This is a genomic window from Bradyrhizobium arachidis (assembly GCF_015291705.1).
Lineage (GTDB): Bacteria > Pseudomonadota > Alphaproteobacteria > Rhizobiales > Xanthobacteraceae > Bradyrhizobium > Bradyrhizobium arachidis.
Genome location: NZ_CP030050.1, coordinates 1947850 through 1960196 on the forward strand (window position 1 = coordinate 1947850; position 12347 = coordinate 1960196).

Annotated in this window: 10 protein-coding genes; 5 read left to right on the forward strand and 5 right to left on the reverse strand. The window is 58.5% G+C overall.

The genetic code is table 11. The features are described 5' to 3' along the window. Positions 1 to 854: 854 nt before the first annotated feature. Positions 855 to 1742 carry a TauD/TfdA dioxygenase family protein gene (locus tag WN72_RS09305; protein WP_092218201.1) on the forward strand — a complete coding sequence of 296 codons (888 nt, stop codon included), beginning with the start codon at positions 855 to 857 and terminating at the stop codon, positions 1740 to 1742. A 1121-nt stretch (positions 1743 to 2863) separates the two neighbouring features. On the opposite strand, the gene WN72_RS09310 is transcribed toward WN72_RS09305, so the two are convergent. Next, positions 2864 to 3151 carry a helix-turn-helix domain-containing protein gene (locus tag WN72_RS09310; RefSeq protein WP_092218203.1) on the reverse strand — a complete coding sequence of 96 codons (288 nt, stop codon included), beginning with the start codon at positions 3149 to 3151 and terminating at the stop codon, positions 2864 to 2866. Positions 3152 to 3419: 268 nt separating this feature from the next. Here WN72_RS09310 and WN72_RS09315 point away from each other — a divergent pair, with 268 nt between their 5' ends. The 4 genes from WN72_RS09315 (at position 3420) to WN72_RS09325 (ending at position 4991) form a co-directional block, all read left to right on the forward strand. Further along, positions 3420 to 3602: a hypothetical protein gene (locus WN72_RS09315; RefSeq protein ID WP_092218204.1), complete on the forward strand. Its 183-nt coding sequence runs from the start codon at positions 3420 to 3422 to the stop codon at positions 3600 to 3602. A gap of 259 nt (positions 3603 to 3861) precedes the next feature. After that, positions 3862 to 4050 (forward strand): DNA -binding domain-containing protein, encoded by a 189-nt coding sequence (locus tag WN72_RS09320; protein WP_430644634.1) that lies wholly within the window; start codon positions 3862 to 3864, stop codon positions 4048 to 4050. Positions 4051 to 4213: 163 nt separating this feature from the next. Further along, positions 4214 to 4408 carry a transcriptional regulator domain-containing protein gene (locus tag WN72_RS46730; RefSeq protein WP_092218206.1) on the forward strand — a complete coding sequence of 65 codons (195 nt, stop codon included), beginning with the start codon at positions 4214 to 4216 and terminating at the stop codon, positions 4406 to 4408. 46 nt (positions 4409 to 4454) lie between these two features. Further along, the gene (locus WN72_RS09325; RefSeq protein WP_092218207.1) at positions 4455 to 4991 is read left to right on the forward strand and encodes a DUF2285 domain-containing protein; all 537 of its coding nucleotides are present in this window, start codon (positions 4455 to 4457) and stop codon (positions 4989 to 4991) included. A gap of 242 nt (positions 4992 to 5233) precedes the next feature. Here WN72_RS09325 and WN72_RS09330 read toward each other — a convergent pair whose 3' ends face one another. The 4 genes from WN72_RS09330 to WN72_RS09345 form a co-directional block, all read right to left on the reverse strand. Next, entirely contained in the window at positions 5234 to 6142 is a 909-nt protein-coding gene (locus tag WN72_RS09330) for a LysR family transcriptional regulator (protein ID WP_167381038.1), read from the reverse strand. 161 nt (positions 6143 to 6303) lie between these two features. Next, positions 6304 to 6585 carry a helix-turn-helix domain-containing protein gene (locus WN72_RS09335; protein WP_035730210.1) on the reverse strand — a complete coding sequence of 94 codons (282 nt, stop codon included), beginning with the start codon at positions 6583 to 6585 and terminating at the stop codon, positions 6304 to 6306. Positions 6586 to 7034: 449 nt separating this feature from the next. Next, the gene (locus WN72_RS09340) at positions 7035 to 7406 is read right to left on the reverse strand and encodes a hypothetical protein (protein ID WP_092218209.1); all 372 of its coding nucleotides are present in this window, start codon (positions 7404 to 7406) and stop codon (positions 7035 to 7037) included. 1542 nt (positions 7407 to 8948) lie between these two features. Then, complete coding sequence (locus WN72_RS09345) at positions 8949 to 10148, reverse strand: IS256 family transposase (RefSeq protein ID WP_194483003.1); 1200 nt, start codon at positions 10146 to 10148, stop codon at positions 8949 to 8951. Positions 10149 to 12347: the final 2199 nt, after the last annotated feature.

The following is a 12347-nucleotide window of genomic DNA, read 5'->3' on the forward strand; positions in this document are numbered from 1 at the left end:
TCCGTCTACGCCATCGGCGTGGATTCCTCGTTCGTTGTGGCGGCGACGCGTTCCGCGTGATCGTTTGTGAGAGAGCTACAAAGCCAAATGGCCTGCACTCAGTAACGAATATCTACGTCTCCGGGCAGAACCAAAGGCAGGTCAGGGCGGGGAATGCATTCGTGCCACGTGCAGATTTCGAGAAAATCGAGGGATTAAGTCCGTTGTTAAGCTGCATCGGAAGTTGCAGCCTCCTTCTTTTGCTCTTCTGCCGCTAGTGCATGACAGTGGGTTGTCAAGCTGATGAAACGCGTCGCGCGTTGAACAACTCCAAGTCGCGAAAATATTATTGTGAGCCCGTTGAAGTGGTGAACTATATGAGTTACATCTTCAGGTAGATCTTGCTTGCGTCCTATGGGCTTCGCGAGTGCATGCCGCGAACCAGTTCCAATCTTTGTCGTGCGCATGTGGCGTGCAGGATGGAGGCACGACGCACTCGTTGTTCGAGGATTTTCCACGCATGAGTTCTGAGGCGACGCGAACGTCGCGCGAGCTCAAAAAGAAAGCTGGTTTCGTTTCATGGACTGGACATGGATTGCGTCTATGATCTGCACTGTTGATCAGGCTGCAAATCGATCTGCTGGCCTCATATGCGAGTGTCCTTCGATGAGAACGGCACGAGGCATGTCGCTACGCAAGGGAGTCGGATTCTTAGATGCTGGTGGTGTGTATCAGAATTCAGCCGCCTAATTGAGCGGCGCGTGACCCACGCTCGGACAATTTGGGTGTGTAGCATCAAGAGGGTTTTGCCGGGTTTGTCGCCAGACCCGACCACCACTGAGCCTGTTTAGACATCCACAGAAAGAGGCACCGTCATGAGTGAAACAATGGCTGTCGAAAATGTCATTCCGCGAGCAGACATCGTCAAGCACGCGGAGAGGCTTGGTGCCGAAATCAAGAACATTGCGCTGTCGGACGATTTGGCTGACGATGTCATCTTAGCATTCAAGCGGCTTCTGCTAGAGCATAAGGTCATCTTCTTCCGTGACCAGGGACATCTCGGCGATGCACAACAGCGGCGTTTTGTGCTCAGGCTCGGCTCGCTGATATCGAATCCCACAATGGCGGACACAATGGGCGGTTTAACGATCCGGCAGGAGCTGTCTGATCCCGCCTGCAGTCATCTCAACCAGATGAACGATGAGCGGGTCCGCACCGCCATTTCGGTGCTGCGGCTCGCAGCGGTCCCGCCTTTTGGAGGCGACATGGCTTGGTCGAGCAGGGCGGCCGCTTATCTTGATCTTCCCCATCCCCTGCGGATGCTCGCAGATAACCTCTGGGCTGTGAGCTTCGTCGCATCTGATCTCACTGCGACAGAGCGGGCCACCGAAGCCAACAAGCGGCCTTGGTGGGGCGTATCCACTGGAACGATCTACGAAACGACACATCCGATTGTTCGTGTTCATCCCGAGACCGGTGAACGCATGCTATCGCTCGGTCGTTCTGTGAACAACTTCGTCGGCCTGCAGCGCTATCCCAGCCAAAAACTGTTTGAACGGCTGCAATCCTATCTTATTGCGCCCCGGAACACCCTGTGCTGGCACTGGAAACCAGGCGACGTCGTCATCTGGGACAATCGCGCGACGGAGCCGTATCCTGTTAGCAAATCCAGCAGCCCTCACTGGATGATCGACCAGCTTGCGATTGACGCCCGCGTACCGCACGTGAAGAGGCCAAGATCAAGGGCGGCAAAGGCTGCCTGACATTGTCGGCACCTCCCGGATCGCGTCAACGTCTGCAGACCCAAGACTAAGTTGCGGCCCTGCAATGTCGAGCGGAGCGGCCGGTCTTATGCGCGAGGACCGGCTAAGGGGCGCAGCTGCCACCTGCTAGGCTTCTTCCAGGCCCAATAGCATCAATCTTCAGGCATCGTCTCTGCTCGCCGGTCAAACCGATGACGCTGCATTTTGATGATCCATCCGTTGGCTCTCGCTCGGCGAGCAGCATCCCCTTCATCTTATCGGGATAGTCAGGCCGGCGTAGCTCACACCCAATTCAGAGCATACTCGCCACCGTTGGATGAACTTGATTCACAGCGCCTGCGTCGGCTGAAACTATCCCGCTCGAGATGGTGCCTGCGTCTTACGTGTCCCATAAACAAACCGTCAGTCGAGCCTTTCCAGCAGCCCCTCAATTTCGCCACTGCATGGGCGCCACACTTTCCCGATCTTCATCGAGCGCAAAGGTCCCATCCTCGAGGCGGACACCGGCTTGATTCTCCGCCCGAAGCTCTGGAGAACGGATCTGCTCTCATGCTCTTGCGCAGCAGGATAGCAAAGTCCCTCCATACCCTCGCGGACTCCCGATTTCGACGCTGCCATCACCCGAACCGCACCGTCGACCCCAAACAGGCTCTTCGAAAATATCGGGTTCAAGCGGTCGTCGGTAGGTCTAGGCGAGCGGCGCAACCTCATTTCGAAGATGCTCGGCCTTAGAACAGGCCGCTCCGATGGAGCGCTAAGCGGAAGCCTGCCGGTGCCACATCGGCTCGAGCGAGATCGGAAGCGCCGGCTGTAGATTCATGAAGCAGGTGGACCGGCTGGCTTCCACCCTTGTTAGCGCGGCGTCCCACCAAGGTTGCCGCGATCGCGCTCGCCAACAAATTCGCCGGGATGGCATGGGCAATGATGGCCAGGAACCAACGCGCAAGGAACCGGCCGCTCTCACGGCGTAAGCGAGATCACTACCGGATTCGGGTGTGATGTAATGGTTTGAAGGCGAACAGCACTAATGCAGCGCCGGTCGATCCGCGATCAGGACAACCCACATGGGCCATGGCATTCCGGCTCGATTCCGCCCAAGCGTTAGCCGAAACATGGCTCTCTCAATAATTACGTCTTTTTCGGCCAAGCCGTGCCGGCTTGCGCCCTCTGGACATCGGCTTGGGCGGCATTGCACCTTTAGCCGGCTGTGTGAATAATTCGGACAAGTGAATACCCAAAGTCGCGGCGATGCGTTCCAGGAGATCAATCGTCGGGTTCTCTTTCTTCTGCTCAATGCGCCCCATGTATGAGCGGTCGATCCCGGCATCATAGGCCAATTGGTCTTGCGGAATGCCGCGCTCTACGCGGATCCGGCGCACATTCCAGGCCACAAGCGCACGAGCGTTCATGCGCAGAGGCAGCCATTCCGATGATTATCAAACCACTGGTTATAGCCAGACTATTACGATAAGCTCGCGCCAGCAGTGGCTGTCCTCCCCAATTGCTTCGCTTCGAGGGATCAGCCAACGGTGAGATGCAGGTGCAGCTAGCGCGTGCCCGTCATCTCATTGACCATCACAAGTGTTCTCGCGGGGCAACAGCTTGCGATGAGCAGCAAAGAAGTCCGCTCAGAGGTGCCGGCGGCGTTTTCCCGAGCGCCGCGACTAGATAGGACGAATGTTCACCTGCGGGTCGAAAGGCAAACGAATATTCTCCAGTTGGCCGGTTCTGGTGATTGCCTTTCACGAGTACGACCTGGCCGTCACCGCGGAGCACCATGCCTTCCGCCAGGAACAGAACAGCAAGGGTGACCAGTTACAGGGCACATCTGCAATCGCTTGCAGTATGGACTGGCAATGAAAAAGGGAAAGCGCAGGACGGAGCCACCAGGTCAGTGTGAGCCGATATGCGATTGCCATCTCAGCGCGAAAAGGAATTCGGCGTGCGACTATTGGACGGGTACCAAAACGAACTCAGATTAGTTATCGTTGCTCTGATTTCGGTAGATTTTTCAGCTGGGTAGGAGTTTCAGGCAGTGCCAGCCGAGCCGAAGGTCGCAGAATTGGCGCCCAGCGTCGACGAGCTCACGTCATATGACAGGGAGCACGCTGTTGCCTACATGCGACTGCTTGATGCGGACGCTGACAAGGCAGATTGGCGCGAGATCGCGCGAATTGTGCTTGGGCTTGACCCCACCGTTGAGCCGGATCGAGCGCGACGCACATTCGATAGTCATCTGACTCGGGCCAAGTGGCTAGCGGGCCACGGCTATCGCGACCTGCTACGTAGCGGTTGGCCAAAACAATGATCGGCGCGGATATCAGGCGCGCCAGAATGCGTCGTGATCGTAAAAATTGATCATTCCATCGATTAAGTGCGTTCAAGGCGTGCACACGGTAAGCAAGCAGCCGGAAAGCGCCACAATCATCGGCTGCATTCCCCGCGCCAAAAGATTGCGCGGGAAAGGTGCGATGCCGAATACTGACTGGAGATCTGAGGAAGCGTACAGCGGCCTGAAGAAGGCGGATGCTGCCGACCTGGCCTGGGAGTGGCTGCGCCGGGATCGCGACTACCAAGAGGATTATAAGCGGCTATCTCGCCGCGAACGTTCAAGCGCAGCGGCGGGCGAGTTCCGACGCAAGTGGGGACTCTCGTTTTCCTGCTGATCCGCAAAAGACCTTCGACAAGCAAGCAGTCTTCTGGGCACCCGAGGTGCTGCCGACCGTACTTTCTGTGCGGGCGGCCAACTGCCTTGCGCCCAAAACCTATCAGCTCGATTTCGACAATCTGCCGGGCAGCGAGCTTCGCCGTGCGGCGGATGGTTGGCATGCGATCGTGCCGCTCGGGGGCACGAAGCATCGCCTCTGGCTAAGAGAGCTTCCGGCAAGCGGATATGCTGTCGTCGTTGATCTGCCGCTCGATGCCGATTTCGAGCTTCGCCTGGGGGCCGCACGTCGATTTTGGCTCGCCCTTGAGCGTCGGGCGCTCGGAATGCCTCCTCTTGCTTTGCCTGCTTTGAAGCAGCATCGGCTAATTCTTGCGCTGCGCGCAGTGGATGGATGGCAGGAAGGAAATAGCTACCGCCAAATCGCGCAAGGCCTGTTTGGAAGCCGTCGTATTGCCGAGCGCGCCTGGAAAACAGACGATTTGCGCAGCCGAACCATCCGACTAGTTAAGCTGGGGCGGCGTCTCATCCGCCTTCGCTGGCGAGCATTTCTCACCAAACGCAGGGGCAGGGATGACAAGTAAAGGGTTGCGGCGCGATAAACGGCCTCCCTCCATTTGCCTGCCAATTCTTCTGCCATGGCACGATGGCGGCCAGGATAGAATCTTTGCGCTACGATCTCTCATTGTTGGCGTGTTCAATTTCTGCACTAGAGCGGCGCCATCTCCGTTAGGCTTTGACGACTGCGCTGAATGTCTTCTTAAGTTGAGCGCCTAGACTTGAGCATTGATCTCCTGCTGTGCCGAATTGAGGACACCGCTAGACCTCAGGCGGCCTGCGCAGGTGCGACCTTTTTGCAGAGACGAGCCAGCCATCGGCAAAAAGAACGTGCGAGCTCGGGGTGCGCGCTGCGATCTACGGCATAGGCGCGATATTGCATGCCACTTGGAGCGCGGGTGCCAGGGACGATTTGCAAAGCGCCCCCTCGCACGAGGTCACTGACGATGATTTCCGGCGCGACAAGAAGGCATTTTCCTGTCATGACCGCCGGCAAAGCAAGATAGTTGTGATCATACCGCGCCCCCGCTCGTATGTCGCTGGAAGACAGGTTCATGGCCCTCAGCCATGTCGGCAGGATGTCGGGGCGGGATGTGATGTTCAGTATAGGGGTTGAGCGGACAATCGAGAGCTCTTTACCCCCGACGAGATTTGGCGGGCCGACGCACACCAGCTCCTCTTTGTAGATTTCCCAACTGTCGGCGGATTCGATGACGGAAAGATCCCGTGTAATCAAAATATCGAAATCATCCGAAGATGTCGGCGGCGCCAGCGAGCTGACGATGTCCACAATAACGCCACCCGCTTCAGAAGAGAAAGCCTGCAGATTTGGAATAAGAAGAGAGAACGCAAAGGTCGATAGTGACGTGCGGACCACAATACGATTCGTTCCTACGCCTGCACGGCGTCGCATTCTCTTCGCGGTGAAGCTTACAGTTTCGAGCGGTTCAGACACTGCGTTTGCGAACAGCCTCCCGAATTCGGTCAAATCACTGCGCCGTCCACGCCGCTCGATGAGATCAGCACCCAGATAATCCCGCAGCACAGCCAAATACCGGCTGACCGAACTTTGCGTTGTTCCCAAAGTGGTCGCCGCGCGCGTGACGCTGCCTTCGCGGGCGACCGTCACAAATGCGCGGATGGCATTTAATGGAACTTCATCGTCTTGAGCCGCCATTGTCCCCTCCGGCACCAAAATGAACATCCATCACATTATTCGATGCCCATAGCCGGATCGCTGCGTATCATGGGTCGGCAACGCATGAAATCCTCGTGGAAGCGTCATACCGGCGCCGGTACCGCGACACGATCTGCGTCTCAGCTGGTGTTTGTCTGGGGCTAAGTCCTTTTGCCGCGTGCCGGTTTCGGCTTGCGACCTTTAGGTAAGGTTGCAGGTGGCGGCGCGCCCTTGGATGGCCGAACAAACAGCTCGGAGACAGCTACGCCGAGGGTCTCGGCAAGGCGATCGAGAAGATCGATTGTCGGGTTCGCTTGTTGGCGCTCAAGTCCGCTCATGTAGGAGCGATCAATTCCCGCATCGTAAGCCAATTGCTCTTGCGGAATACCGCGCTGGACACGGATCCGGCGCACATTGTAAGCCACAAGCGCACGAGCTCTCATGCGCGAAAGCAGCCATTTAGATGGTCATCAAACCACTGGCTATAACCTACCTAAAAACATCACGAAATTAGAAGGTTTTAGGATCGAATTATCCCATGCGTGCCACCGTGTCGGCTTTCCTGGACGCTACTGGGAGGGCCCGCACAAGCGCTGGTATGTCGACGGTCTATCAATTCGCGGCGGCCTAGGTTTTGCGGGGGATGACCGGCGCTCACCCGAACTGCTGCCTCGGGTTCGATTCCGCTGTCCAACTCGTACGAACGGCCTCGAGGCGAGCAAAGATGCTGGCTGAGGCGATGGTCCTCCATTCAACGAAATGGAGTTGCAGCTCCGATCACATGCGCCAGCGCAAACTACCGCGATCGCAGCGACAGCCGTTCAGCCAAGGTTGTAGTGGTCTTTATCCCTGGATCAGCGCAGACAGCGCGTTTCGGCCACCCTAATCTCGTTCATTCCATGGACTCTGAGATTTCGTCTACCGGTAGAACATCTTTGTTGACGTTACGGAGGGCGCCATCAGCCATGATACGGAGTTTTAGGTTCTCTCGTCCGCCTAAGGGCACGACGACGAACTCTCTTAGCTGAAGGTCAAGGAACGCGCGGCGGTCGGTTATCAAGAATAACGACCAGTTCAAATCAAACGCGGTGCGGCAAGTGTAATCCCCTTTGGCAGCAGCCATCGACTGCACAAGAGGGGCGGCCAAACAACCCGCAGTGTTGACTTGGAACGGCAGGGATAGTGCGAGGGCAAGCGGTGAGACGTCGCGAATTGGATCGGCCACTATCAAGTCAAACAGATGGCCACGCGTATCATTGCCCATGATGTCTGAGCCCGAACGAGTTGGGAGTCGGCGCGCGGTTGAGGCTAGCTGAGAGGTTTCGGCTTGGGCGTTGTCCGGACCATTCGAACGCCGCGGGCTGGCATATCCTCACTCAGCTGAGAGACTTCGATTTGCCGAGCGGTGCCAAGAGCGACGAGGGTGTCAGGAAAGAGCTGTTGCAGAACACGGAGAGCAGCGCAGACGCGACTGGCGCCATAAAAAAATAATGCTGCTCCTGCTAGCCGGCATGCTAGCGAGAACTAGCCGGTGGCTCGGCCATCGGGTAGTGAAACCGTGAAAGCGCTGTGCCTGACAGATGCCGCAAGCCTCGGTAATCAGCCAAAGCTGGCCACCTTTGCTCCCGTGAGGGGCACGCCCCTCACGGCGCTACCAAGTGGTATTTTTGAGAAGTACCGCAGGGCGCCTAGCTGGACTAGTGGGCAACCCTGCGAAGACGACGCTGTCCCTAGGGTGCCAGGGACGAAAAAGGTTAACGGCGACGTGACTCGGCGCTCAATCCCTGCAAAGCGCTGTCCCTGCCACGCGCCGCTAACTTTGGTGCCGGCCTTACCCGATTCGGTATCCAGCCTGACACTTTGCCGCCCTGTAGGGTGCTGCCAAGTTGTAGACTGAGAACGACTGCCAATCACCTACCTGAATTGGTTGGATTGTCCGCTACTTTCTAGGCTGATCCGCTACCTCACGGAGGGATTGGAGATGCCCAGTATACTAAAGCGCTCCGCTGCGTGAAAAAGGCTTACACGCTGCCGCTCATGTCAGAGCCCGGGAAATGTTGGCGGGATAAGACGGGAGGTGTGGACGCGATCGCTTGAAAGTCCACGCGCGCCGCTAAATTTAACGTCGTCGATCTCCCTCGGCACAAGCGACGGGTATCCGTGCTTGAAAAAGCATGACAGCGCGGCTCGTTTCTCCGACACCGGAAGCAGCGCGGGCGCGACTCGGCGCCGGTCGGTTGGGACTGGATCGGGGGCTGTCCCTGCCGCGCCTGCGCTGCAGATTGAGGTTAGCAGGAACGTGACTCGGCGCTGTCCCATTCTGGTAATGGCGCTGTCTCTACCACGCCTCGCTAACCCTAGCGCCTCTGTACTCTCGCTAGCTTTCCAAAAGCTGACGAAACCTGTGCGACAATTCACAAAAGAACAGCAGCTGTCGTGGCCGATTGCGGACCATGCTCACTGGCGGCCGCTGACCGCCCGAACAGCGCGCGCACCCAAAAATGAAACCGATCGCTCCCGAGCCTGGCACAAAGGATCTTCTCTGCGGTATAGGCGTGGCAAGTACAGACTTCAACGACCCCGGTCATCGCGACCAGGAAATTGGTCTTAGAGCATGCGTGTGCGCACAGCATGATAATGCATTGTCTGCTCAGTTGAAGGATGGTCCCCAGAGAGTGGCAGGTGCGCGCCAAATTCGTATTCGCTTGGTCTCAATATTTGTGAAAGCCGCAACAGGCGATCGTGTCCCATGGCGTGGTGTAGCTGACGGCAGGTCACCGCCGATTTTCCGGCGGGTCGGAAGGCATCAGCCTGCCACGGCGGGCAAGCCGACGATGGGATCATCGCTCAACGGCGCGATGGTTTCCAGCGTCATGTAGCGGGCCCGCTGAACCGCCCACTCGTCGTTCTGCTCGAGCAGGATCGCGCCGACCAGGCGAACGATGGCGTCTTCATTTGGGAAGATGCCAACCATCTCGGTCCGCCGCTTGATCTCGCCGTTGAGGCGCTCGATCGGATTGGTCGAATGCAGCTTGGCACGGTGCTGAGGCGGGAAGCTCATATAGGCGAGCACGTCTGGCTCGGCCTCATCCATGAAGGCGGCGAGTTTTGGCAGTTTGGGACGGAGCTGGTCGGCGACCTTGCGCCACTGAGCCCTGGCCGCTTCGGCATCGTCCTGGGCAAAGGCGGTGGCGATGAAGGCGGAGACGACGCGTCTTCCGCTCTTGCCGGCATGGGCCAGGACGTTGCGCATGAAGTGGACGCGGCAGCGTTGCCAGGCGGTGTTGAGCACCTTGCTGACGGCGGCCTTGATGCCCTCATGCGCATCGGAGATCACGAGCTTGACGCCACGAAGCCCGCGCCGAGCGAGCTTGCGCAAGAACGCGGTCCAGAACGTCTCGGCCTCCGAGGGACCGATGTCCATGCCGAGAACTTCACGCCGGCCGTCGCTATTGACGCCGACCGCGATGATCACCGCGACCGAGACGATCCGGCCATTCTGGCGCACCTTCACGTAGGTGGCGTCGATCCACAGATACAGCCAGTCACCCTCGATCGGGCGAGCGAGGAAGGCCTTCACCTTGTCGTCGATCTCGGCACACAGTCGGCTCACCTGGCTCTTGGAGATGCCAGTCATGCCCATAGCCTGGACCAGATCATCGACGGATCGGGTCGAGACGCCCTGCACATAGGCTTCCTGCACCACCGCGGTGAGCGCCTTTTCGGCCATCCGACGCGGCTCCAGGAAGCCCGGGAAGTAGCTTCCTTTGCGCAGCTTGGGAATGCGCAGCTCGACCGCGCCGGCGCGCGTCTCCCAGGTCCGGTCACGGTAGCCGTTACGCTGGGCAAGGCGCTCGGCATTCTTCTCGCCGTAGGCCGCTCGGGTCAGCCCGGCGACCTCCAGCTCCATCAATCGTTGGGCGGCAAAGCCAATCATCTCGCGAAGCAGATCGGCGTCTGGGGCCTTCTCCACGAGCGCGCGAAGGTTCATCATCTCGTCGGTCATCGGTGGTTCCTCGAATCAGGTTGGTGTCAGCAACCCGATCCTACCGGCGAACTGCCGGTGACCACCGCAAAGCCGTCCGCCCGCTACGGCGCTATCTGAGGGCGCGCGTGCGGACGGCTTCGCTCTACCGAGCTACACCATCACTGGGGACACGACCCAACAGGCTGCGCAACGCGCTCTCGACCGTACCGGACCCGTGTTGGTGGGCGGCCCGCTTTGCTGCCCTGGCTATATCGCGTGTCCAATCGGTTAGGTGGTCGGCCGGCGAGTCGTTCAAATGACGAATACACGTTCGTTGACCGCATCCTCACAGCGGCAGGAAGTCGCAGATGGATCACCGTCTCCAGTTAACGGCCAGTCGCGAGGAGCGGCTACATCAGGCGCAAATAAAGCTCAGGATGGGCCACCGGCCATCGACAAGTCGAGGCGATATCATGGCTCCGGACCTGCGCTGCGCCGTGTTTTCGAGGTGCAGCCAACGCCATCGACTCCTATCGGTTCGAGGCACCAGCATCGGGTCTGCGAACCGGCGCGCCACCGCGTAACTATCGCATAAGAGTGCTGTCAATTGGCCCTACCAGATCTGGGTGTTTGGGAAGCAGTACTTGCATCGTAAGGTTACGGACAGGTCGGACACATATGTGTTCCTATCAAGATTCGAGACGCGCAATTCCATGGCAAACATGAACCTCAGCTCCCAATCCTTTGCCGACGCAGGCGCACGACAGCGGACCGTCACCGACCAAGTACTCACAAAATGTAGAGCACCGGTCCCGAGACGTTCAGGTCGCCAGATGAGACGTGTCATGAACCCAATAGCGCGCGTCGCAGCCGCAATAAAGCGCGCTCGGGCACTCTCCGATTGTGACCGGTGCTGCGCAATCTGGTGGCTCTATCGCCTCCATTTCGGTATCGATCGCGACGTGATGTTGGGCCTTGACCCGGTCACGATCGCCCAGGAGAGATCCCGCTGCGGCATTTAGGCCTCGCGGCATCGGCCACCTTTCATGCGAGCAGCTGGCACTGCCCCACCAAACCTGCCACCAGGTTGCGCGTCGGCTGACGGACAATAAATCTCAGCCTAACGACACACGTCGCAAGTCTCCCCCCAGCCCACTAAGGTCGCAATCGCATCTAGTACCGGCGGACTGCCCGGGGGGCACACAACGGCGCCTGGAAATACGGTGAGCAGACCGCACAAGCCGAACTAGTGCTCGCCGTTGGCAGCATCAGGAGGCTGAGATTTGTTGCGTGGATGATGCTGCTCATGCAGTCCAGCATCGTTGAATTGACGGGCCCGAATAGCTGAGCGGAGCGCGCCAAAATCGGACCGATTGATTTGTAAAGCCTGCCGATCGGGAGCAGGGACGCGACCCTCGCATTTCGCCAGCTGTGGAAAGGAATCTGCCGCGTCCGAGACCGCAAAGGCAAGCAAGTCTGGCAAGCGCATTGGGATGGATTAATCCTCAGGCAGAGGCCTCCCGTGGGTAGGCTGCGTCTCTGTAAGCGAAGTCTACGTGGGCCATACATCCCTGCGGACGACCAGCCGTTCAACCGTGCGCCACCTGGTAAATATGCCCTCGGGGCCTATCCACAGCGGTTTGTGCTCGCCCCGGGGCGCTACGCGATGACACGGCGTCTCACTTTCCACCTCGCGCTATCTATAGCCATAAATCGTTCTCCGTTGACTGGCGGCCAAATAAGCGGAGCTATTCGATTTAGGTGACGAGGTGATCGGGCGCTTTGTTTGTCGGTGCCAGCACTTGGATGACCTCAAGGCCGAGCTTGGGACTGCTGCTGCGAGCTTCGATAACTCGTTGTAATGTTGAGGCGCCGCCGGGTCCCTGTTGCGGCGCTCACCGGCTTGAACACCATCGGTCCGGCGGTGATTACGGTAAGAAGCCTCTCGTCCGTACAAGCTGCACCGACCGGTGGCCAACATGCTCAATGGGTTGGTGGTGCCGGCTCAAGTGCCGGGAAATCGGACAATTACGCTCACCACAAGCCGCAACGAGCCTGTGGGCGCGTTGGTTGCGGGTGCCGTGCAGACGATGGCAGGTCCACTACGAGAGTAGGCAGGTGCCAAATTGGACGCGCGGTCCTAGCGTCCTCCTCCTGTCCCTCTGCCGATCATCGAGCCAGAAGCGAACAGCGAGAAGGTCATACGGACAAAACCTTACGACGTGCGGAATCAGGGTG

What these genes read in the sequence shown, in the direction of transcription:
- WN72_RS09305 (WP_092218201.1), top strand. Translation starts at nt 855, where the DNA reads ATGAGTGAAACAATGGCTGTCGAAAATGTCATTCCGCGAGCAGACATC.
- WN72_RS09310 (WP_092218203.1), bottom strand. Translation starts at nt 3,151, where the DNA reads ATGAACGCTCGTGCGCTTGTGGCCTGGAATGTGCGCCGGATCCGCGTA.
- WN72_RS09315 (WP_092218204.1), top strand. Translation starts at nt 3,420, where the DNA reads ATGTTCACCTGCGGGTCGAAAGGCAAACGAATATTCTCCAGTTGGCCG.
- WN72_RS09320 (WP_430644634.1), top strand. Translation starts at nt 3,862, where the DNA reads ATGCGACTGCTTGATGCGGACGCTGACAAGGCAGATTGGCGCGAGATC.
- WN72_RS46730 (WP_092218206.1), top strand. Translation starts at nt 4,214, where the DNA reads ATGCCGAATACTGACTGGAGATCTGAGGAAGCGTACAGCGGCCTGAAG.
- WN72_RS09330 (WP_167381038.1), bottom strand. Translation starts at nt 6,142, where the DNA reads ATGGCGGCTCAAGACGATGAAGTTCCATTAAATGCCATCCGCGCATTT.
- WN72_RS09335 (WP_035730210.1), bottom strand. Translation starts at nt 6,585, where the DNA reads ATGAGAGCTCGTGCGCTTGTGGCTTACAATGTGCGCCGGATCCGTGTC.
- WN72_RS09340 (WP_092218209.1), bottom strand. Translation starts at nt 7,406, where the DNA reads ATGGGCAATGATACGCGTGGCCATCTGTTTGACTTGATAGTGGCCGAT.
- WN72_RS09345 (WP_194483003.1), bottom strand. Translation starts at nt 10,148, where the DNA reads ATGACCGACGAGATGATGAACCTTCGCGCGCTCGTGGAGAAGGCCCCA.